Source organism: Acinetobacter sp. YH12136, from assembly GCF_013418545.1.
Taxonomy (GTDB): domain Bacteria; phylum Pseudomonadota; class Gammaproteobacteria; order Pseudomonadales; family Moraxellaceae; genus Acinetobacter; species Acinetobacter towneri.
This window is the reverse complement of record NZ_VPBV01000033.1, coordinates 1-23,176: the sequence shown is the minus strand read 5'-3', so window position 1 is coordinate 23,176 and position 23,176 is coordinate 1. Positions and strand designations below refer to the sequence as shown.

Annotated in this window: 22 protein-coding genes; 7 read left to right on the top strand and 15 right to left on the bottom strand. The window is 41.3% G+C overall.

Features of this window, described 5'->3' with window-relative positions; translation table 11 throughout:
* Window positions 1-27: 27 nt before the first annotated feature.
* Entirely contained in the window at window positions 28-234 is a 207-nt protein-coding gene (locus FTU71_RS12850) for a DNA-binding protein (RefSeq protein WP_104851773.1), read from the bottom strand.
* Between the two features lie 133 nt (window positions 235-367).
* Here FTU71_RS12850 and FTU71_RS12845 point away from each other — a divergent pair, with 133 nt between their 5' ends.
* The 5 genes from FTU71_RS12845 (at window position 368) to FTU71_RS12825 (ending at window position 4,891) form a co-directional block, all read left to right on the top strand.
* Window positions 368-853 (top strand): NUDIX hydrolase, encoded by a 486-nt coding sequence (locus FTU71_RS12845; protein ID WP_168418185.1) that lies wholly within the window; start codon window positions 368-370, stop codon window positions 851-853.
* A 4-nt stretch (window positions 854-857) separates the two neighbouring features.
* Entirely contained in the window at window positions 858-1,991 is a 1,134-nt protein-coding gene (mnmA, locus tag FTU71_RS12840) for a tRNA 2-thiouridine(34) synthase MnmA (protein WP_180112056.1), read from the top strand.
* Window positions 1,992-2,003: 12 nt separating this feature from the next.
* On the top strand, window positions 2,004-2,735 hold the full coding sequence (gene hflD, locus FTU71_RS12835; protein ID WP_096901082.1) for a high frequency lysogenization protein HflD: 732 nt from the start codon (window positions 2,004-2,006) through the stop codon (window positions 2,733-2,735).
* Between the two features lie 55 nt (window positions 2,736-2,790).
* Entirely contained in the window at window positions 2,791-4,179 is a 1,389-nt protein-coding gene (gene purB, locus FTU71_RS12830; RefSeq protein ID WP_004971661.1) for an adenylosuccinate lyase, read from the top strand.
* 91 nt (window positions 4,180-4,270) lie between these two features.
* Window positions 4,271-4,891: a DUF2238 domain-containing protein gene (locus tag FTU71_RS12825; RefSeq protein ID WP_004971662.1), complete on the top strand. Its 621-nt coding sequence runs from the start codon at window positions 4,271-4,273 to the stop codon at window positions 4,889-4,891.
* Window positions 4,892-4,921: 30 nt separating this feature from the next.
* Here FTU71_RS12825 and FTU71_RS12820 read toward each other — a convergent pair whose 3' ends face one another.
* The 9 genes from FTU71_RS12820 to FTU71_RS12780 all read right to left on the bottom strand — a co-directional run bounded on the left by FTU71_RS12820 (window position 4,922) and on the right by FTU71_RS12780 (window position 15,715).
* Window positions 4,922-5,548 (bottom strand): cytochrome b/b6 domain-containing protein, encoded by a 627-nt coding sequence (locus tag FTU71_RS12820; protein ID WP_004971665.1) that lies wholly within the window; start codon window positions 5,546-5,548, stop codon window positions 4,922-4,924.
* Window positions 5,549-5,720: 172 nt separating this feature from the next.
* A complete protein-coding gene (sohB, locus tag FTU71_RS12815) occupies window positions 5,721-6,683 on the bottom strand; it encodes a protease SohB (protein WP_004971667.1) in 963 nt (320 codons plus the stop codon).
* 73 nt (window positions 6,684-6,756) lie between these two features.
* On the bottom strand, window positions 6,757-7,401 hold the full coding sequence (locus tag FTU71_RS12810; RefSeq protein ID WP_004971669.1) for a hypothetical protein: 645 nt from the start codon (window positions 7,399-7,401) through the stop codon (window positions 6,757-6,759).
* Window positions 7,402-7,497: 96 nt separating this feature from the next.
* Window positions 7,498-8,424, bottom strand: coding sequence for a phosphate ABC transporter ATP-binding protein PstB (gene pstB / locus FTU71_RS12805; RefSeq protein ID WP_154320875.1), 927 nt, complete (start codon window positions 8,422-8,424; stop codon window positions 7,498-7,500).
* Window positions 8,425-8,439: 15 nt separating this feature from the next.
* Window positions 8,440-9,828 (bottom strand): phosphate ABC transporter permease PstA, encoded by a 1,389-nt coding sequence (gene pstA, locus FTU71_RS12800; RefSeq protein WP_180112055.1) that lies wholly within the window; start codon window positions 9,826-9,828, stop codon window positions 8,440-8,442.
* On the bottom strand, window positions 9,828-11,207 hold the full coding sequence (gene pstC, locus FTU71_RS12795) for a phosphate ABC transporter permease subunit PstC (RefSeq protein ID WP_019837665.1): 1,380 nt from the start codon (window positions 11,205-11,207) through the stop codon (window positions 9,828-9,830). The genes pstA and pstC overlap by 1 nt, the downstream gene beginning before the upstream one ends.
* Window positions 11,208-11,306: 99 nt before the next feature.
* Window positions 11,307-12,329, bottom strand: coding sequence for a substrate-binding domain-containing protein (locus FTU71_RS12790; RefSeq protein ID WP_179993896.1), 1,023 nt, complete (start codon window positions 12,327-12,329; stop codon window positions 11,307-11,309).
* 475 nt (window positions 12,330-12,804) lie between these two features.
* Entirely contained in the window at window positions 12,805-14,337 is a 1,533-nt protein-coding gene (locus FTU71_RS12785; RefSeq protein WP_179993895.1) for an aspartate aminotransferase family protein, read from the bottom strand.
* Window positions 14,338-14,341: 4 nt separating this feature from the next.
* Window positions 14,342-15,715: a diaminobutyrate--2-oxoglutarate transaminase gene (locus tag FTU71_RS12780; protein ID WP_004971681.1), complete on the bottom strand. Its 1,374-nt coding sequence runs from the start codon at window positions 15,713-15,715 to the stop codon at window positions 14,342-14,344.
* 494 nt (window positions 15,716-16,209) lie between these two features.
* On the opposite strand from FTU71_RS12780, the gene FTU71_RS12775 reads away from it, so the two are divergent.
* The gene (locus tag FTU71_RS12775; protein WP_096901090.1) at window positions 16,210-16,914 is read left to right on the top strand and encodes an SIMPL domain-containing protein; all 705 of its coding nucleotides are present in this window, start codon (window positions 16,210-16,212) and stop codon (window positions 16,912-16,914) included.
* A 101-nt stretch (window positions 16,915-17,015) separates the two neighbouring features.
* Here FTU71_RS12775 and proB read toward each other — a convergent pair whose 3' ends face one another.
* From proB to FTU71_RS12760, 3 genes are read right to left on the bottom strand one after another with little or no spacing between them, the layout of a single operon-like run.
* Entirely contained in the window at window positions 17,016-18,149 is a 1,134-nt protein-coding gene (proB, locus tag FTU71_RS12770) for a glutamate 5-kinase (protein ID WP_004971685.1), read from the bottom strand.
* 27 nt (window positions 18,150-18,176) lie between these two features.
* The gene (gene cgtA / locus FTU71_RS12765; protein WP_179988339.1) at window positions 18,177-19,391 is read right to left on the bottom strand and encodes an Obg family GTPase CgtA; all 1,215 of its coding nucleotides are present in this window, start codon (window positions 19,389-19,391) and stop codon (window positions 18,177-18,179) included.
* A 46-nt stretch (window positions 19,392-19,437) separates the two neighbouring features.
* Window positions 19,438-19,626, bottom strand: coding sequence for a hypothetical protein (locus FTU71_RS12760; protein ID WP_180112054.1), 189 nt, complete (start codon window positions 19,624-19,626; stop codon window positions 19,438-19,440).
* Between FTU71_RS12760 and FTU71_RS12755 the strand changes: the two genes are divergently transcribed.
* A complete protein-coding gene (locus FTU71_RS12755) occupies window positions 19,607-20,803 on the top strand; it encodes an MFS transporter (protein ID WP_167845911.1) in 1,197 nt (398 codons plus the stop codon). The genes FTU71_RS12760 and FTU71_RS12755 overlap by 20 nt on opposite strands.
* 64 nt (window positions 20,804-20,867) lie before the next feature.
* On the opposite strand, the gene FTU71_RS12750 is transcribed toward FTU71_RS12755, so the two are convergent.
* Complete coding sequence (locus tag FTU71_RS12750) at window positions 20,868-21,230, bottom strand: helix-turn-helix domain-containing protein (RefSeq protein ID WP_004971692.1); 363 nt, start codon at window positions 21,228-21,230, stop codon at window positions 20,868-20,870.
* Window positions 21,231-21,447: 217 nt separating this feature from the next.
* Window positions 21,448-22,905, bottom strand: a complete 1,458-nt coding sequence (locus FTU71_RS12745) for a glyceraldehyde-3-phosphate dehydrogenase (protein WP_180112053.1) — start codon at window positions 22,903-22,905, stop codon at window positions 21,448-21,450.
* Between the last annotated feature and the right edge of the window lie 271 nt (window positions 22,906-23,176).

Below are 23,176 nucleotides of genomic sequence, written 5' to 3'. Positions count from 1 at the left end.
TCTTTTTGATTGTTGTAATTTGAGGGATTACACGTTCTGCACCGTTAATTTTAAACTCAGTGTATGAATGACATGATTAATCTTATCAAATCGAGAGGCTGAATCTTGACTTAGAGTTTTATACAAAGCTTTACGGTCAATATCTGCCTCTTTTTCTATTTGTGCAATAGCTTTGACTTTGGCAACAACACCTAGCGCAAATGAGATCACATCCAGCATCACCAAATGAATCAAAGAACAAAGTACCCCTCACATCTTCCCACAACTACACAAACCTACATTTACAGTTTTAAAGAAATCCCCTTTCAACATAGCCACATCCCCCTAAATTTTGTAGAATATGCGTTTTACCCCATGGTGCTTTTCAATGACCGCTTGGACTGCTCACGTTACTGTCGCCACCGTTATCGAAAAAAACGGAAAATTCCTGTTTGTTGAAGAACATACAGAAGGTGTGACGCATAGCGTGTTTAATCAGCCTGCAGGGCATGTTGAAGCTGGCGAAAGCTTAATTGAAGCAGCAATACGTGAAACCATGGAAGAAACTGGGCATCGGGTGAAAATTAATGCCTTACTCGGTATTTATAGCTATACTCCGCCTATGTTTCCTGACCGCACCTATTATCGCTTCTGCTTTCTAGCCGAATCGCTGCAACATGATGCGCAAGCCCAGCTCGATCCCGATATTATTGGTACAGTATGGATATCTGCAGACGAACTGGCTGAATCAGCACGTGCCCGAAGTCCGTTGGTACTGAAAGCGGTTCAAGATGCGCTCAGTGGTCAATCTTATCCTTTATCGCTCATTTACGAGCACCAAAATTCTCCCCTTATTTCTAGTTTGGATGCCTAATCCTATGCAACAACGTGTCATCGTCGGTATGTCAGGTGGTGTAGATTCATCTGTTTCTGCTGCACTTCTACTTCAACAAGGTTATCAAGTTGAAGGGCTTTTCATGAAAAACTGGGAAGAAGATGACGGCACCGAATATTGCACCGCAATGGAAGATCTTGCCGATGCGCAAGCGGTGTGCGACAAGCTAGGCATTAAGTTGCATACAGCCAACTTTGTGATGGAATATTGGGATCGAGTTTTTGAGCATTTTCTTGCCGAATATGCCGCAGGACGCACGCCAAACCCAGATATTTTATGTAATAAAGAAATTAAGTTCCGTGCTTTTTTAGATCACGCCATGAATTTAGGTGCAGATTTTATTGCTACAGGCCACTACGCTCGTCGTGGTGAAACGCAGTACAACTCCAAAGGTGAAGCCTACGCTCCACTGTTACGTGGTTTAGATAAAAATAAAGATCAGACCTATTTCTTACATGCAGTGCATGGTCGTGAAATCAATAAAACCTTGTTCCCTGTGGGCGAAATTGAAAAGCCGCAAGTCCGAAAAATTGCCGAAGAACTAGATTTAGTCACTGCCAAGAAAAAAGACTCGACAGGGATTTGCTTTATTGGTGAACGTCGCTTTAATGATTTCTTAAAACAATATTTGCCTGCTCAAGCTGGAAAAATTGTTTTAGACGATGGCAAAGAGGTTGGTGAACATCACGGCTTAATGTACTATACGCTCGGTCAGCGTGGCGGGATTGGTATTGGCGGCTTAAAAGGTGTTGCTGAAGGTGCATGGTTTGTCCTGCATAAAGATATTGAAAACAATCGTTTAGTGATTGGTCAAGGTCATGAACATCCACTCATGCAAAGCACTATTTTATGGAGCGAAGCAATTGATTGGGTGGCAGGTGAACAAGAAATTCCAGCGTCAGGCTTCCGTTGTACTTGTCGCACTCGCTATCGCCAAGATGATCAGGACTGTGTAATTTTCAATGATGACAGCATGCCTGGCGGTGTACGTGTGGAATTTGATGAACCACAACGTGCAGTCACTCCTGGTCAAAGTGTCGTATTCTATTCAGGCGAAATGTGTTTAGGCGGTGGTGTGATTCACCATACCAATGCACCTAAACCCGATTTTATTTAAGGATTGTTTTGGATGACAGAGTTACCGTTTCAACAGTCACCAACTCTGAATGTTCGCCAAAATCGTGCCTTGGCGTTAGCGGGTGTGTTTCAAGCCACCCAGCTCACGCACATGACTGCACTCACAGGCAGACAAAGTATTGGTGAAAGCGGTAACTTTTATTTTGAGCAATTAATTAAAGCCAGTTTAAATATCCGTCCAAGTAGCAATCACAGTTCGCAAACTTTGGATTTTTTTAATCATTTGGCCGATATTTCTTTGGGTTTAAAAACGCTAGAAAGCAGCATCAACCAACCTTTTAATACTGCTCCTAAATCGCGTTTACCTAAACTATCCAATACCAAACTACCCATGTCGTATGCGATGGCACTCTTACAATTAGAAAAGAAAGTGTATAGCAATCCTAAATACGTCCAAATTATTGAGCAGTCACAGCAAAAAATCTTAAAACAACTTTCATTTTTTGATCATAACTATTTGCATCCCAGTATTATTGCCAATTTAGCCCAAACTTATGTCGATACTGCGGGACAAATTAACCCGCGCATTATGGTACGTGGCAATGCAGAAGCATTTAAGGATTCTGCACATACCAACCGAATTCGAGCTTCGCTTTTTACAGGCTTACAAATGGCACACCTTTGGCGTCAACTTGGTGGCAGTTCATGGGGCATGGTATTTAGCAAACGTAAATTATTACGTGATATTCAAGATCTGGCGCGTTTACAGTATCAGGTGGTTTAAACCATGCTGAACACGCTTTTGTTTTAGGTTTAATTCCAAAGTTTAAGGAATCGATATGAACGCTTTAACCGCACTTTCTCCATTAGATGGGCGCTATGCAAGCAAATGTGATGCTCTCCGCCCTTTCCTCTCTGAGTTTGGTTTAATCCATGCTCGTGTGACTGTTGAAGTGCGTTGGTTACAAGCGCTTGCCAATCGTCCTGAAATTACCGAAGTACCTGCTTTCAGTGCTGCAACGAATGCTGCATTAGATGCAATTGTTGCAGATTTCTCTGAAGATGATGCCAACCGCATTAAAGAAATTGAACGCACCACCAACCATGACGTAAAAGCAGTTGAATATTTCTTAAAAGAAAAAATTGCCAACATTGATGAGTTAAAAAATGCAGGTGAGTTCATTCACTTTGCTTGTACTTCAGAAGACATCAACAACTTGTCACATGCTTTAATGCTTAAAAATGGTCGTGAAGTATTGGTTGCAGCGATGCAGCAAATCATTGATTCGATTGTTGCACTGGCAGAAAAACACGCAGATCAACCAATGTTGTCACGTACTCACGGTCAAACTGCAAGCCCAACAACTTTGGGTAAAGAAATGGCAAACGTGGCATATCGTCTTGCACGTCAAATCAAACAGTTCAAGCAAGTTGAGCTTTTGGGCAAAATCAATGGTGCAGTAGGTAACTACAACGCTCACCTTTCTGCATACCCAGAAATCAACTGGCCTGCACATTCTCAAGCATTTGTAGAATCTTTAGGTTTAAGCTTTAACCCATACACGACTCAAATTGAGCCACACGACTATATGGCAGAATTGTTTGATGCGCTACGTCGTTTCAACACCATTCTAATCGACTTCAACCGTGACGTTTGGGGCTACATCTCACTTGGTTTCTTCAAGCAAAAACTGAAAGAAGGTGAAGTTGGTTCTTCAACCATGCCGCACAAAGTAAACCCAATTGACTTTGAAAACTCTGAAGGTAACTTGGGTATCGCCAATGCAGTCTTGGCTCACTTAGGCGAAAAATTACCAATCTCTCGCTGGCAACGTGACTTAACTGACTCGACTGTATTGCGTAATATGGGTGTTGGTTTTGCACAAAGCTTGATCGCATTTGAAGCTTGCTCTAAAGGTATTGGCAAACTTGAATTGAACGCACAACGTATTCTTGAAGATTTAGACAATGCTCAAGAAGTATTGGCTGAACCAATTCAAACTGTGATGCGTCGTTATAACATCGAAAAACCATACGAAAAATTAAAAGCTCTTACACGTGGTCAAGCTATGACACGTGACATGATGCTAGATTTCGTGAATGGTAATGAGTTGGAAGGCGTTCCTGCAGCAGATCGCGCACGTTTAGCGACAATGACGCCTGCAACTTACACAGGTAATGCAGCTGAACAAGCAAAACAAATTCAAGATTTAATTGCTAAAATCTAATTTGTAAAAGCATTCATCACAATACAAAAATGCGAAGCTTCGGCTTCGCATTTTTATTAGAATAAAACAAATCTTCCAACTTAAACATCACATGCAAAATCAATTCCGCATTCAACATTACTGTGCTTTAGGCTTAGTCATACTCGCCATGCTTGCTGCCAGTATTCAACCACTGGAATTTGAATCGTATCTACTGCATCAGGCAGGCACAGTTTTTATGCTCGCGGCTTTATTGATTGCGTTTAAAAAAGTAGGACTGAGTTTTTCTAGCTTTGTGCTGTATTTAATATTTTTACTGATTCATATTGTCGGAGCACATTATCTGTATTCTTATGTGCCCTATAATGATTGGATTTTGCACAGCTTTGGCTTCAATTTAGATCAGAGCATGGGTTGGTCACGCAATATGTATGACCGTTTTGTGCATTTGGCTTATGGTATTTTGCTCTATCCTGTTTTATTGCGCTTGTTTGAAGTCTGGTTTCCAAAAAACAAACCTATCGTTTTATATCTTTTGGTCATTCAATTTATCATGGCAAGCAGTTTAATTTATGAATGGGTGGAATGGCTCATTGCGCTTGGCTTATCGCCAGAAGATGCTGAAAATTATAATGGTCAGCAAGGTGATATTTGGGATGCACACATGGATATGCTTTTAGCAACGATAGGAGCAATGCTGATGGGATGCTTCTACTTGATCAAGAAACCCTAACAGGATGCCTCTTTCGTACTAAATCCAAATTTATTGCCAATACCACCACCAGAAGCCAGCTAAACTTGCGACTGAAATCATCCAGATCAACACCGTTAATACTGCAGGTTTACCCGACCCCCAAAACATGGTTTTGGCAAGCCATTTTTTAAACAATACGCTGCTTAAAGTTAAGCTCGCTAAATGCACCAATACCGCAGCTAAGAATAAATTTGCTGCAAATTCATGTAGCTCTTTTAAAGTATGACTTTGGGTATAATCGGTGAAAAATCCAACCAACACAGTTAAAGGCAATGCCAACCAAATCAACAAAATACTGAATTGAAACGCACTGGAACTGCCTGACTTTAAAAACGGTAATGAAAAAAACTGCTGTGGCTGTTTCCAATCGCGTTTTACAAATTGTTGAATCATGCCTAAACGTTTAGAAATTCCTGTCGGCTGTGTGCTGTTCAACATACTCAACACCTGCCATACGATTCGTAAAGCTAAACTAATCCCCAACGTATAGCCAAAAGCCATATGTAACTGATGCCATTCTTCCGCATCACCTGTTAAGTAAGCCCCTGTAAAACTTAGCAGCATCACCACATGCAAAAAGCGAATCATTAAATCTGTAGATGTTGATTGCTTCGCGGGCACACTATTTGTTTGCATATTCAATCTATCAAGGTGGTTTTTTTCTTATCACAAAGATATAACATCAAGCTGAATTGAAAATTAAGATGCTTAAATCAAAGACCCTATATTTTTGAATAAAAGTGAATAAAAAAATTGCGCTCAATTGAGCGCAATTTTTAGATAAATTTTAGAAGTTAGATCATCACTATTACAGTTTAGGATCACGGATTTGCAACAAACTGCTGTTGGCTTTGCTTAGGCTATCAACCAGTTTATTCATCACTGCAGGAATCAAACTGTCTGCCATTTGTGCAGCTTGCAAACCCAGTTTTTCACCCAAAGTTGGCTTTTTACGGGTTTGAATCACATAAATATCATGCTGTGGCAACAAACTTAGTAAGTATTCATCTGAGGTTTGTAACTTATCTACCAAGTTTAAATCCAGTGCATCCTGACCATACCAATGCTCACCTGTTGCCACTTTTTCAACATTCAGTTGTGGACGGTATTTTTCGACAAAGTGTTTAAATAGTACATGAGTTTGTTGCAATTCTTCTTCAAACTTAGCCTTGCCTTCTTCGGTATTTTCACCAAACATGGTCACAGTGCGTTTGTATTGACCTGCTGTGTACATCTCAAAATCTATATTTTTTTCTTTGAGCAAGCGATTAAAGTTAGGCACTTGTGCCACTACGCCAATAGAACCCAAAATCGCAAATGGCGCTGACACAATTTCTGAACCAATACATGCCATCATATAGCCACCACTTGCTGCGACTTTATCGACGCAAATCGTGAGATGGAAACCTGCATCACGCAAACGTACCAATTGTGCAGCTGCAAGCCCATAACCATGCACCATACCGCCTGGACTTTCCAAACGTACCACAACACGGTCACGTCCAGCTTTGGCCGTTGCCAAAATTAGGGTGATTTCTTCACGCAATTGCTCTACAGCAGACGCAGCAGTATCACCTTTAAAATCCAACACATAAATTTTTTGATTGTTCTTTTTACGGGCGCGCGCTTCACGTGCCATTTGTTGTGAAAGTTGTAATAGCTCGAGTTTAGATGCCGTGGTTTGCGCAATTTTTTTTCGTTGTTCATTAATTCGCGCATTCAAATGACTAATCCGAATTTCGGCAGGTAGTTTAGGTAAATGAAATAACATAAAAATGAGTTCTCAATTTAATTCGGTTTATTAGGACTACATTAGGTCAATTTAGACTTTTTCAATACTTTTTCTATCTTAAAGCAGCTTCTTTTTGAATCAATCGTAAATATCGTTTAGAAATCTGCCGAACAGCCATTAAACGTACAGCAAACCAAATTTGCCCCTGATAGCAAATCCCAATAATAAGTGCGTTGATCGGCCACCAACCAAACAGTAGAAAACTACCTCTACGCTCATGATCTGAAGGTGTAAGCATTGAATAGAAACACACTAAACCTACGCAGAAACACATTACGCAAAGAAATTCACCTACTGCACTGTGCAAGAACGGTAACTTATTTTTTTGTTGTGCTTTTACATAGCGATAAAACTTAAATTTAGCATTGGCATCAATATAGTCTCGCCAAGCCTGCCGAAAATGGGGATCACTTGCTTGCTGCTGTACCCTAAAATAAACAACAAGCACTATCACACCTGAAACTATCACAAATTGATCATACAACCAACGATGATAATTGCTCATATTGGGGCTTTGAGAAGTTGGAAACCACCCATCATGGTTAAAAAACGTTGCCAATAAAATACTCAGCAAAACCAAAAGTGCTGCTATCGTCTCTGCACTATGTTGAAATCCAAACAAGGCATCGATTATTTTTTTCGTGGCTTGGCGTGCTGGTTTTGCCTGTTGTCGTTCTTCTTGTGAAGGAAACTGCATTTTTTATTTTCGCTGCGCGTACAAAACAATCAATACTATAACAAAAAAAACAGAATCCTAAGATTCTGTTTTAATAGCTTTCAGGACTTAAGCAGATTAACCAAAACGCCCTGTAATATACGCTTCTGTTAATTGATGGTCTGGCTGAGTAAATACTTTTTCAGTCGCATTCACTTCAATCAAATCACCCAAATGGAAGTATGCGGTACGGTCAGATACACGCGCTGCCTGTTGCATTGAGTGCGTTACAATCGCAATCGTATATTGGGTAGAAAGTTCAGAAATTAATTCTTCTACTTTTGCAGTTGCGATTGGGTCAAGCGCCGAACATGGTTCATCCATCAAAATTACTTCTGGACTTACCGCAATGGTACGCGCGATACAAAGACGTTGTTGCTGACCACCAGAAAGACCTGTACCTGGTTGATTCAAACGATCTTTCACTTCATCCCACAAACCTGCCTTACGCAAGCTGTTTTCTACAATTTCTTCTAAATCGTACTTATCACGTGCTAAACCATGCAATTTAGGACCATAAGCCACGTTTTCAAAAATTGATTTCGGGAATGGGTTTGGCTTCTGGAACACCATGCCCACTTGCGCACGCAATAACACCACGTCAAGGTTCGGGTCATAAATGTCTTGGTTATCCAACATTACTTTACCCGTCACACGACAGCTATCAATCGTGTCGTTCATACGGTTTAAAGTACGCAAGAAAGTCGATTTACCACAACCCGATGGACCAATAAATGCAATCACTTCATTTTCATAGATATTTAAATCAATACCTTTGATGGCTTCAGACTCACCATAATACACATGCACGTCATTGGTGCTTAACTTTACATTTGATGATTTCGCTTCTTTTTTGCTTGAAGTTTGCGTATCAAATTGTGAAACAAACGAAGTCGATGATTGCTTCTGTTCTACATCGGTAGATGTAAATTGGCTTTGTTGTGGATTCACTTGCTTATCCTGTTCTAAGGAATTCGGTTTTTCTGTGCTTACTACAGTATTCATATTCTCTACCCTCAATTACCAGCGTACTTCAAACTTCTTACGTAACCAAATTGCAAGGCTGTTTAAGCCAATCATTAGCGCAAGTAGTACGATAATGGCTGCAGCGGTACGTCCCTCGAAGAAGTTACGCAATTCATTACCCTGCCATAAGAAAATTTGCACAGGTAACGCAGTAGATTGATCAAGTGGAGTTGCTGGTACACTGGCAACGAAAGCACTCATACCAATTAATAACAATGGTGCGGTTTCACCTAAAGCTTGTGCGACACCAATAATTGCACCCGTTAAAATACCCGGCAATGCAAGTGGGAGTACGTGGTGGAACACTGTTTGTAAACGAGAAGCACCCAAACCTAAAGCAGCTTGACGAATAGACGGCGGCACTGCTTTTAATGATGCACGCGTGGTAATAATCACTGTTGGTAAAGTCATTAAACTTAACACTAAACCACCCACCAACGGTGCAGACAATGGTAAGTGCATCCAACCAATAAAGATGGCAGCACCTAACAAACCGAACACAATAGAAGGTACAGCAGCCAAGTTGTTAATGTTCACTTCAATAATATCAGTAATGGCATTTTTTGGCGCAAATTCTTCTAAGTAAATTGCCGATGCCACACCAATTGGAATCGAAATAAAGATCACAATTAGCATCATGAATAAAGAACCCATGAATGCACCCGCCAAACCAGATGTTGCAGGAGAACTACGTGAGTCTGGGCTAACAAAAATATTGGTATTGAATGTACTTTCAATAATGCCTTGTGACTCTAACTTGTCTGCCAATTGACGTACTTCAGGGCTTAACTGTTGCTGCTCATCTGGCAGGCTACGGTCAATCTTGCCTTCTAGCCATACATCGACGTTGGCATCTGCAAGCACTTTCACTTCTTTGGTTTGGCCAATTAAAGAAGGATCTGCCAAGACCATGTCACGAAGACGGTATGCTTCAGAACTGGTATATAAGTAACCAAGATCATCACGCTTAGCTTCTAGCGCTTTGTCTTTCGCCACAATACCATTCACGATTAAAGCATCCCAATCGACCATACCCATTTCGGTTTGCCACGCAATCATACGGTCTTCGTATTGTGCTGGTGACTCGCCTGCAATCGCCTTAGGTTTTGGACCTGCATTGACAATCGCTGGATCGAAGTAAATTGGAAGGCTCATGCTGCTTTGCCAGAACGCAGGCAAACCTTTAGATAAGATACTGCCGAATAACAATACGACAAAGAATAAACCTGCAATAACTGCCGAGAACCCCATCAAACGGAAGGTTTTTTCCTTACGATGACGCTTACCCAATGAACTGGCGATGGTTTTTTTACGTTGTTCACGTAATTCGGCAGCAGCTTGTGGATCTAACTGATCCAAAGACGATGTATTTGAAGTACTCATTAGTCGTATTGCTCACGATATTTACGCACAATGTATAGTGCAACAATGTTCAAACCTAAGGTAATCACGAACAGGGTCAAACCAAGTGCGAAAGCAACCAATGCCTGCGGACTTGCGAAATCTGTATCACCTGTTAATTGGTTCACAATCGTAATCGTAACCGTAGATACCGCTTCTAATGGGTTTGCGTGTAGTAAAGGACTATTACCTGCAGCCAACACCACAATCATGGTTTCACCAATTGCACGTGATGCAGCAAGTAAGAATGCACCAATCACCCCTGGTAATGCAGCTGGCATAACCACACGGCGAATGGTTTCAGATTTGGTTGCACCCAAGCCTAAAGAACCATCACGTAGCGCACGCGGCACTTGCGTAATAATGTCATCAGACAATGAAGATACAAATGGAATGATCATAATACCCATGACCAGACCTGCAGTTAATGCACTAGTGGCATTAATATCGAGTCCAATTAAGGCACCTGCAGTTTTTAAGAACGGACCAATGATCATCATGGCAAATACACCATATACAATCGTTGGAATACCCGCTAAAACTTCAATGGTTGGTTTTGCCCAAGCACGGAATTTAGGAGATGCATATTCTGCTAGATAAATTGCAATCATTAAGCCAATTGGTACTGCAACAAGTAAGGCAATACCACTGACCATTAAGGTACCCCACAGCAATGGCAATAAACCATAACTGCCGTCTGCACTACCCGATGTACTAAAACCTGGGTTCCAGACAGTACCAAAGAAGAAATCCAGTGGGCTAACGAAACTAAAGAATCGCATTGCTTCACTGAACATAGACATCACAATACCGACTGTAGTCAGAATCGCGACACCAGAACATAATGCCAAAGAAATGTTGATGATTTTTTCAACTTGGTTACGTGCGCGGAATTGTTGTGAAACACGTTTCTTTGCCCACACCAGACCAAATAAAGCCGCACAAATAACAACCGCAAGTTTAGCGTATGAACCAATCGTTGCTACTTTAGACAATTGCTCTGCTGCTGCAATTTCATAAGCAGCTGGTGTATCACTTACACCAAAACCAGAAGCAATCGCTTGTACACGATCAACCAAAACACTGGTACTTGCAGGATCTAGACCAGCAGCAATGTGCGCAGGCACATTATTTAACACCACTTGCTCTAGAATACTTGGTTCAACCAAGTTCCAAACAATCAAAATTAAAAAAGCAGGGATACCACACCATAATGCTACCAACGCGCCATAATATCCTGGGCGTGAATGTAACATTGCAGAGTTATTTCCCTTACCTGCTAGGTTACGGCTCTTGCTTAACCCGATTTGATAGGCTATGGCGATAATGGCCAATAACACACCTATGAGTAGCAGATTCATGTATTCTCCACTGTTTTTTCAATTTCGTTTTTGAAAAAACATTTCTTAGCAAAAAGCCGATGGCAGGTTGTTCCCTGCCATCAGCTGCTTTAACTCAAATTACTTAACCGCTTTACCAGCTTTGAAGTTAGCAAGAACTTGTGCACGCTCTTTGTCAGACATAGAAATTAAGCCTGCTTTGTCTAACTTAGAACCTTTACCAGATACTTTTTTGCTCAAGAAGTATTCAGTAAACTCTGGTAAGCCTTTGATTGATTTAAGGTGCTCACCTTTCACGTAGAAGAACAATGGACGTGATACAGGGTAAGAACCATTTAAGATTGTGTTTTCAGACGGTGCTACGTTGTTTACAGTTGCAACACGTAAACGGTCACGGTTTTGGTCATAGAAGCCTAAACCAAATACACCTACTGCGCTTGGAGAAGTTTTCAAGCGAGCCAATGTTTCTGTGTAGTCACCCGCAATTTCAATTACACGACCATCTTTACGGAAAGATGTACACGCTTTTTTCTTCGCATCTTTGTCTAAAGCTTTAATTGCTGAGTACGCTTCACAGCCTGCATCAACCATTTTTTCTTGGAACACTTCACGTGTACCGTGGTTAGACGCTGGAATTACAAGTGTAATAGGCTCGTTTGGAAGTGTTTTGTCAATTTGGTTCCAACGTGTATATGGGTTAGCAACCATTTTACCTTTAGATGGTAATTGAGCTGCAATTGCTGCATATACATGGTAAGGCTTTAATTTGTAAGCCGCTTTGTTTGCGTTAGAAGCAAATACGATACCGTCGTAACCAATTTTAATTTCTAAAACTTGGTTTACGCCTGCTTTTTTACAAGCAGCTAATTCTGAATCTTTAATTTTACGAGATGAGTTCGCGATGTCGATTGTGTTATCACCCACACCTGTACAGAACTGCTTCAAACCACCTGAAGAACCGCCTGAACCAACAACTGGAGTTTTGAATTGTGGGAAAGTATTACCAAATTCTTCTGCTACAATACTTGCGTATGGTAGAACGGTTGAAGAACCCGCGATTTGGATGGTGTCACGAGCTGCGTTAGCAGTTGTTACAGCTGCTGCAGATACGGCTAAAGCAATGGCGATGTTAGTAAAGCGCATTCTGTTCTCTCTCATAGTATGCAAGTTCGGAGTACGTCACTTGTTATTAAGTTTTGTACTTATTTCGATAACTGCATTGTGGTTTTATAATATGACAACCATGTTACAGCTTTGTTACGCTTTGGTTATATTTGCTTTTCGTATCTGAAATAATTTTTAAATGATTTAAAATCAATAACTAATAAAACACTAGAGTGCTTATTTTTTTTCAGTATTTAAATTTCAAATTGTAATAATTCATGCCAATGTCATCATTATTTATGGTTTTTTCTACCAAAATTGATGGTTTATTCGCCAATTGCGTAATTTTTATGACATCCGCAGTGCATTATTTGAGCCCAAAACACCCAATCCATCACAAAACTCAAGCAAGAACGGTACAACACTTCACTGCAATATTTTTAATCAGACACAAAAAAAGCCACCGTAGTGACTTCTTTTGTTGTATTTCATAACAATCTGAATAATGAAAGCATTAGTCGATTGGTGGCGTATAAGTACCCGCGACAATCGCATCTTTAATGCGATCTGCTTCTGCCAATACTAGGCCTAACAAGTTTTTCACGTTTTCAAGTGTTGCCACTGGACTTAAAGTCGTCATCTTCAATGATTGAACATTACCGACTTTAGTTACACCAATATTGGCCTCACCACGTGCAAATAATTCATCTGCCACGTTTTGGTTCAAGCTATCCAAGAACTCTGCAGGATAACCTTCAGGCACAACACGGAACAACACTGAAGCAAATTGTGGTTCAACCAACAATTCTAAACCTGCCGTTGCTTTAATATAGTCAGCAACATCACGAGTTAAGGTCACACCATGGTCAATCATTGAACCGTAAAGCTCTTCACCTAAAGCTTCAATAGTCATCCAAAGCTTCAATGCATCAAAACGACGTGTCGTTTGTAATGACTTAGACACAAGGTTTGGTACACCATGTTCTTCATCATACGCAGAGTTCAAATATTCTGCTTCATAGTGCATGAAACGATAGTTCGCTTCATCTTTTAGCAAAAACGCACCACACGAGATTGTTTGGAAATAATGCTTATGGAAATCCAGTGTTACAGAGTCTGATAACTCAATACCATCAAGCATGTCACGATGACTGTTAGAAAGAATTAATGCCCCACCCCAGGCCGCGTCAATGTGCATCCATGCGCCATATTGATTGGTGATGTCACGAATCTTTCTAAGTGGATCAATCGCACCAGCATCGGTTGTACCCGCAGTTGCAACCACACAGGCAACAATCTTACCTTCTGCTTTTAAATGTGCCATGGTTTGCTCAAGTGCAACCACATCCATTTGTGCATTTTCATTCACAGGTACAGTAACAACCGACTGGAAGCCCATACCCATCATCGCCATGTTCTTTTGCACAGAGAAGTGTGCATTTTCAGAACAAATGACTTTTACGTTGCGCATTGCATCGCTTGGTACACCATCACGCTGAACAGACCACGGATTACCGTTTTCATCTTTCCAGTTTTTCGCAATACAAGCGTCACGTGCCAACAACACACCCATTAGGTTGGACTGTGTACCACCTGATGTGAACACACCTGCCTGACCTGCGCCATAGCCAACTTTTTGACGTAACCAGTCAATTAGCTGTACTTCCATCAATGAACCTGCAGGGCTTTGATCCCATGAATCCATAGATTGGTTGGTTGCATTAATTAACACTTCTGCAATTTGGCTTGCCACCATGGTTGGGCAATGCAAATGTGCCAAAGAATGTGGATGATGAACTTTTAAACTTTTGTTTAAGAAAAGCTCTACCATGCGTTCCAATGACTTTTGTACACCTAAACCCTGTTTAGACGGCTGGAAAGCAATCGCTTCACGCAATTCTTTAATGCTGCCGCCTGTGTACATTTTGTCATTTTGCAACCATGCCGCGACTGCTTGAGTCGCTTGTTCCATTGCTGCACTGTAGTCAGCAATGGATTGAGCATCATTGCAGAGTAACGCTTTACGATGTTCTGCAAAATCTACCATAAACTTATGCGCCTCGAACTGCGACTAACGCTTCAGCAACTGCTTTCTTGAAGCGAGCGATGACTTCTACACACTCTTCTTGAGTAATGATTAGTGGGCAAAGTAAACGGATTACCGTACCACCACGACCACCTTTCTCAAGCAACAATTTGTTGTCAAAACATGCAGCTTGAACAGCAGCAGCCAATTGAGAATCTGCTGGATAAGCACCTAAACGGTCTTTTTCTTGGCGTTCATCTACAATTTCGATACCAATCATTAAACCGCGACCACGCACGTTACCAATACATGGGAATTCAACAGCTAATTTTTTCAATTCAGCTTGTAAGAACTCACCACGCTCTTGCGCATTTTGTGCAAGGTTTTGTTCTTTAATGGTTTTAAGCACCACAAGACCAGTACCCATTGCCAATTGGTTACCACGGAAAGTACCCGTGTGACCTGCAGGCTGCCATGCGTCAAACTTACGTTTAATTGCAAGTACAGCCAATGGCAAACCACCACCAACAGCTTTAGACATTACAATCACGTCTGGCTCAATACCTGCATGTTCAAATGCAAACATTTTGCCTGAACGTGCAAAGCCCGCTTGAACTTCGTCTAAAATTAAAACGATGTTGTGCTTTTCAGTCACTTCGCGGATTTTTTTCAACCATTTAATTGGTGCAGTCACTACACCGCCTTCACCTTGAATTGCTTCAAGAATCACAGCTGCAGGCTTAGTTACACCGCTTTCTACATCTTCAATGAAGTTTTCAAAATAATACGTTAAAGCATCTACACCCGCTTCACCGCCAATACCAAGTGGGCAGCGGTATTCATGCGGATATGGCATAAATTGAACACCAGGCATTAAACCATTGACTGCGTTTTTTGCAGACAAGTTACCTGTCATCGCCAATGAACCATGAGTCATACCATGATAGCCACCTGAGAAGCTGATGACTGAGCTACGACCTGTATAGGTTTTTGCAAGTTTGATTGCCGCTTCTGTGCCATCTGCACCTGTAGGACCACAGAACTGCAAGCAGTATTCTTCTTGACCACCAGGCATGTGTGAAAGTAACGCTTCAGTAAAAGCATCTTTCAAAGGTGTCGTTAAATCTAGGGTATGTAATGGCAAACCACTCGCTAAAGTGTCTTGGATGCTTTGAACCACCGCAGGATGGTTATGGCCCAATGCCAAGGTTCCTGCCCCAGCCAAACAATCTAGGTACTCAGTACCTTCAACATCGGTAACCCAACAACCCAGTGCTTTCGCTATCGCTAACGGTAATTTACGAGGATAACTACGCACATTCGATTCCATCTGACTTTGGCGAGTCAAGTAGTATTCGTTTGTGGAATGGTTGGCAGGGTTTACAGAAGTAACGCTCATATCGAATTACCATCTCTGATATGGGTTGAAAGAAATAAGTCTGGTGACTTGCGGTCCTTTGACTCGGTGCTTTTTTGATCTAGCGAGATAGAGTTTTGTTCTTCAAGACTAGGAAGCGGGATAATACCTAATTTTTCTAGAAAATAAACAGGTTTAACCCAAATATTGCCTAATTTCATCGAAAAAACATATCTTGCAGATGATTCGATTGAATTATCATCTTACATTGTGACAAAGGAAAGAAAATTTAACTCTTTCCACTTCCTTTATACGTTTTTTTGCACAATCTCTCAAGTCATGCAGCATTTATTTTCAAAATAGTATAGATCATTATTTTTATTGAATTTTATAAATGCTTTTTTGCTGCAATTTTTAACGCATATTTTACAAAGCCACCACAAATTCAACTAAAAATCCTCACAAAGCAAAGTTACTATTTAAATCAATTCAAACGCTTTTCATAAATCCTGATCCCCTGAATAATAGGTCAAAATATGCGCTTACTTTCTCTCGCTGCTACCCTGTTGGCTGTTGGTGCTGCAAGCACTGCTTTTGCCCAACAAAATGAATCTTTAAATTACAATATCGTCAATGTTCAAGCCGAAGCTACACGCGAAGTTTCAAATGATCAAATGCACGCTGTGTTATATATTGAAAAAAGTCACAAACAGCCTGCTGAACTTGCATCACAAATTAACCAGTTAATGAGCCAAGCCATTGCAACTGCACGTAAGTATCCACAAGTGAAAGTTGAAACGGGCTCACAAACCACCTATCCAATTTACGACAATGACAGTCGTAAGTTAAAAGAATGGCGTGGTCGTGCAGAAGTACGTGTGCAAAGCACCGATTTTAAAGCCGCAAGCCAGTTGGTGAGTGAGCTACAACAAAACTTTCAGACCCAATCAATTAATTTTAGCGTGTCGGATGCACAACGCAAAAAAGTTGAAAACGAGTTGATGGTCGAAGCGTCTAAAAACTTTCAACAACGTGCGCAAATGTTAAGTCAGGCTTGGAATAAATCGGGCTATAACTTGGTTAATTTGAACCTAAACACCAATTCTTATTTTCCGCAACCTGTTATGCGCGCGAGTATGGCTAAATTTGCTGTCGCAGAAACGGCTGTAGCTGATCAAGATATGGCAGCAGGTGAATCTAAAATTACAGTCAATGCAAATGGAACGATTCAGTTTAAATAAACTTGAAGCATGACATGCGTTGTTTAAGTAATAAAAAACCCGCTTAGATATTCCAAGCGGGTTTTTTAATAACTTCAATTGAATGATAACTTACAGCATCATCAATAAATCGCTATGTGATTGCGATGGATCATCTCCAACGAACGTGCCTCGCCTAACACCTGATGCACTTTGTCTGAAGCCAAGCCTTTGACCAAATCTGCAGAACGTGAACTAAAATTAACACGTCCCACAGCGACACGATGACCTTGTGTATCTACACACTCCACCACATCGCCACGTTCAAAATGCCCTTCTACCGCTTTTACACCCACAGGCAATAAACTGCGATGATTTTCTTTAATGGCTTTGACTGCGCCATCATCAATCACCAAACGTCCTGCCGTTTGTAAATGTGCCGCCAACCACTGTTGATGCGCTGCAATACGGTCATTGTCAGTAATGAACAGTGTACCCAACATTTCGCCCGCCATTAAACGCGCAAGCACATTGTCACTTTCACCACTGGCAATTAAAGTTGGACAACCCGATTTAGCCGCCAAACGCGCTGCACGGACTTTGGTCAGCATGCCACCGCGCCCAAACTTGCCGCCACCACCCGCCATATCAAACAGACTTTCATCCAAAGCACGTACAGTATGGAACAGTTTTGCGTTTGGATTAGAACGTGGGTCGGAGTCAAACATGCCTTGCTGATCGGTCAAAATAATCAACAAATCTGCATGTACCTGCCCTGCCACCATCGCAGCCAAAGTGTCGTTATCACCAAAGCGAATTTCGTCAGTAGACACTGTGTCATTTTCATTAATGACTGGTATCACGCGCCATTCAATCAGGTTTTGCAATGCATCGCACGAGTTTAAATAACGACGACGATCTGCCAAATCATCATGGGTTAATAGGACTTGTGCAGTTTGAATCTGGTGTTTTTCCAGCACACTTGACCAAGTTTGAATCAAGCCCATTTGACCAATGGCAGCGCATGCCTGAAGACTGGGTAGATCGGTGGGTCGATGCTCAAGTTTCATTCGCACCATACCTTCAGCCACAGCTCCCGATGACACTAAAATAATTTCGTGTCCAGCATTGTGTAGATCTGCAATTTGTCCCGCCCAATGCGAGATTGCATCCAAATCTAAACCTTGCCCATTGGCTGTGAGTAAAGATGATCCGATTTTAACAACGATTCGTTTACAACCCTTGAGCTGACGTTGCCCATCTACCACTTCTATCATCTTGTCCTCAGTCACTTTTTGTAGCGCTTAGCGTACGTAGTACACTTCTACTTCGCCATCTTCACCATCATCGTCTTCGTCGTCATCGCCCAACATACCTGCAAGACGTTGCTGACGGCGCATCTCACGATACGCTTCTTTCGCGGCAATGGTTTGTTCACGTGTTTCAGCTTCCAGCTGATCACGGAATGCTTTCATTTCTGCTGCGTACTCAGGATCTTCAACTTCGCGTTCACGTTGTTGCTCAATTTGATCCATCAAGTAATACACCACTTGCTGTGTACCTTCAGACATTAAGCCTGAAGTTTTGAACACAGGACCATCCCACTGCAATTCTTCAAGAATGTGTTTACACCATTCTTCACGTGAATCTTCAGGAAGTTGATCAAGTTTATTCAACACCAACACGATTGGTAACTTTGCCAAAGTTGGAGAGAATTTTTCCAACTCTTGCAGAATTGCTTTGGCATTGTACGCAGGATCAGAACCATCAATAGGTTGAACATCCACAATGTGCAGTAAAATACGAGTACGCGCCAAGTGTTTCAGGAAGCGAATCCCCAAACCTGCGCCTTCTGCTGCACCTTCAATTAGTCCTGGAATATCTGCCATGACAAAAGAACGATGACGATCTGCATCCACCACGCCTAAATTTGGCACCATGGTGGTAAATGGATAGTCAGCAACTTTTGGTTTTGCCGCAGACACGGCACGAATAAAGGTCGATTTACCCGCGTTTGGCATGCCTAGCAAGCCTACATCGGCAAGGACTTTCAACTCCAGACGGATTTCACGAAACCCACCTTTCGTACCATGCGTGAATTTACGCGGTGTACGGTTGGTAGATGATTTAAAGTGAGTATTCCCTAAACCACCATCACCGCCTTGAGCGACCAATACTTTCTGACCGCTTTCGACTAAATCTGCAATAATATCGCCAGAGTCTGTATCAACAATGGTTGTGCCCACTGGAACGGTCAAAACGACAGATTCACCACCACGACCTGCACAGTTTGCGCCCGAACCGTTTTTACCACGTTCAGCGCGAAATTTACGGGTATAACGATAATCTACAAGGGTGCTTGCGTTGTCGTCGGCTTGAATAAAAATACTGCCGCCACGACCACCATCACCGCCATCTGGCCCACCAAATGGTACAAATTTCTCTCGGCGAAAACTGGCTACGCCATTGCCACCGTCGCCAGCCTCTACGGTAATGACTGCTTCATCAACAAAGCGCATCTTGCCAATCCTCTAAAACTTTAAAAGCCGTATATTCTGCCATATTTTAGAGAGTTTCTCGAATTATATTTATGCAATCGTATGCGTAGATGCTTTTTATCCTTGATTGTTCAAAACACTCATTTCTTTTAGCAATGATATGATCGTTTTTTCTTATTTCTCCTTCCTCATCTAAGTTCTTATAGTGCTTTAACCCTTGTTTGCTTTCTGCCGCCATGTCTAATGCTGTTGCCACCACAACCACGCCTGCTTTATCGCCTAAATTTATTTTACTCATAGCAACCGCCTGTGGCTTGTGTGCGGGATCGGCATATTTTAATCAGCCTTTAATTTATTCAATTGAAAAAAGTTTAGGAATTAGCACCAGTCAGGCAGGCTTTGCTGTGGTTTTGGCACAAATAGGCTATGGACTAGGTTTAATGTTACTCGTGCCTTTAGGTGACTTGCTAAATAAGCGTAAATTGATTGTCAGTCTGATGGTTTTTGCTGCGTTTTCGCAAATTTTGCTGTCTTTTAGCAGCAATTTAGCCATGCTGTATTTCTTTACCGTATGTGCCACTTTTGGTGCGATTTCTGCACAAGTGCTTATTCCATTTGCATCTAGCATCAGTCCACCTGAATCGAGTGCTGCCATTGTCGGCAAATTGATGAGTGGCTTGGTAATGGGGATTATTTTATCGCGCACTTTCGCGGGTTTTGTATCGACCTATTGGTCTTGGGAAGCTGTCTATTTCAGCAGCGGCATCATCACCCTACTTTTTGCAGGCTTAATGTGGACAAAACTTCCCTCTACAGCTGCCAATAAAAATTTGACTGTGGCAGGCATTTATCGTTCTTTAATTCAGTTGGCTATAACCCAACCACATTTAATTCGTAGAGCATGCGCGGGCGCTTTGGGCTTTGCCATTTTGTCCTTGGTTTTTACTTCCATGACTTTTGTTTTAGCCAATCCGCCTTATTATTTTAGTGATTTTCAAATTGGGCTTTTTGGTTTATTGGGTGTGATTGGAATTTTCTCGTCAAGTTGGTCGGGTAAAACGGTCGGCAAAGGTCGTGAGAATTTTGTCGCAATATTATGTATTGGCTTGATGTTGTTTTCTTGCATTCCACTCTTTTTTGCACAGCAGAATATTGTGGCTTATGCCGTTGGCGTATTGATGAGTTATTTTGGTCTAACTGCTTTTCACGTATTGAATCAAAACTTGGTGTACCGAATTGATGCCACCGCACGTTCCCGCATTAATGCGGTATATATGACTATTTATTTTTCAGGTGCAGCACTTGGTTCACTGACGGCGGTCTACGCATGGCAACACCGGGGCTGGATGGGTTGTGTTGTCAGTATTTTGGTATTTGCCATCGGGATTTTGCTGATTGATCGTTATGATTTTTCACATCGACGCACTATTTAATCATCCAGAATGTGCTTTGGAGTAGGAACATCTACAGCGACTTCCCTAAAAGATGAGTAATCCATTAGTGAGAAGATTGCTGTGAAGTTTCAGGCAAATGCTGTTCTAAATACTCAATCAGTTGATTCACTCTTGCTGCAATTTGTGAGCCTTCAAAAGTGAGTTGATATTCCACTTTAGGCGGCACCGTTGGGTAAACTGTACGTAAAATTAACCCATCTTGCTCAAGAGTTTTCAGGGTTTGCGCCAGCATTTTTTCACTCACCCCTTCAATGCGCTGTCTTAGCTCACTAAAGCGGTGCAAACCTTCGCTTAAACAATGCAACACCAACATTGACCATTTATTGGCTAAATGTTCTAAACGAATCCGTGATGGACAATCTTTAGCAAGGACTTGCCCGAGTAAGTGACTGGTTGCATATTGCATAACGGTATCCTTCTGTTATTTCTATTGTTCAGGCTTTGAAAGCTTGAAAGCAAAATCAAATCTACTTACTTTTTAGCATAGACTTTATTTTGGTAAGTTTAGGATAGCGTATTAGGTGGAAATTTCAACACTCATCCTTATATTTAAGAATGAAATAAATGCAAAAAAAAGAGCTTCATTTGAAGCTCTTTTTGATTTTAAATTCTGTATCTACAAATTATGCATTTGTTTCAGCAGGAACTTTAGGATAGCTTACGCCGCCCATTTGTTCAGCAATACGCAATACTTGGCAGCTATAACCCACTTCGTTGTCATACCAAACGTAAGCAGTTAAACGGTTGCCTGAAGTAATGGTTGCTTGCGCATCAAATACACCTGCAGTACGCGAACCAATGAAGTCACTTGAAACCACTTCAGTCGAGTTGGTATAACCAATTTGACCTTGAAGATTAGAGTGAATTGAAATTTGACGAATGTATTCGTTCACTTCTTCGCGATCTACTTCTTTCTCAAGCGTTAAGTTCAAGATTGCAAGTGATACGTTTGGCGTTGGAACACGTACAGAGTTACCTGTTAATTTACCTTGTAATGCAGGCAATGCTTTCGCCACTGCTTTTGCTGCACCTGTTTCGGTAATAACCATGTTTAATGTTGCTGCACGACCACGACGATCTGCCTTGTGATAGTTATCAATCAAGTTTTGGTCGTTAGTGAATGAGTGAACAGTTTCAACGTGACCATTCACAACGGTATACTTGTCATGCAACACTTTTAAAGTTGGTGTAATCGCGTTTGTTGTACAGCTTGCCGCAGAAATGATGGTATCTTCATCAAGAATGTCAGCTTGGTTAACACCGTAAACCACGTTTTTCATGTCACCTTTACCAGGTGCAGTTAAAATTACGCGTGCAGCACCTGGGCATTGAAGGTGTTGTGCAAGACCTTCTGCATCACGCCATTTACCTGTGTTGTCAATCACCAATGCATTGTTGATGCCATAAGCCGTATAGTCTACTTCAGATGGGTTAGACGCATAGATCACTTTAATGAAGTTACCATTTGCGATAATTGCTTCATTTTCTTCATCTACAGAAATCGTGCCTGCAAATGGATCGTGAATAGAGTCACGACGCAATAAAGACGCACGTTTTTCTAAATCACCATCAGACGATTTACGTACCACAATTGCTTTAAGGTTTAAGCCACGGCCAAGACCAGATTGACCAATGATTAAACGCGCAAGGATACGACCAATACGACCAAAACCGTAAAGTACAACATCTTTGCTTTCTACAGTTGTTGGATTGCCCGCTAAAGATTTCACAGCGTCTGCAACAAATGCATTTACATCGCCGCCTTTTTCTTTATATTCAACTGCAAGTTTACCTAAGTCGATTTCTGCTGAACCGATGTTGTCTACTTTAGCCAAAGCTTCAAGCAATGGGAAAGTGTGAACAACTGAAAGTTCTACGTCCATCATACGAGTACGACGGTGTGCTTTCAAAATTTGAATCACAGAACGGTTAACTAAAGAACGACCAAAAACTGAAACCATGATATTTTTTTCACGGTACAACTGACCGAGTAAAGCAATCATACGTTCCGCGATTTCTTCACGGTTTTTCCAGCGACCTTGGTGCTCTGCGTGTAGGGCGATGATAGTCTCTTTGCTCACAGATACGTCCTCTAATTAATTGTATATCTAGGCATGAATTTCAAAACCCGATAATTGTAATGGAATTGTCGTCAAGATTGAACCAAAAGCTGGTACTGACCCGACTATTTTCCTATATATTCACTATAAATTCATAAAATAGTTACGCGAATCTCAACTTTCTAAACTCTTGAAATAAAAAGGACATAACACAATTTAGATTTCGACTAAGAAAATTACCTCATGTTATGTCCATTTACGAATTTATCATTTCTGTGTATTTATTCATAGA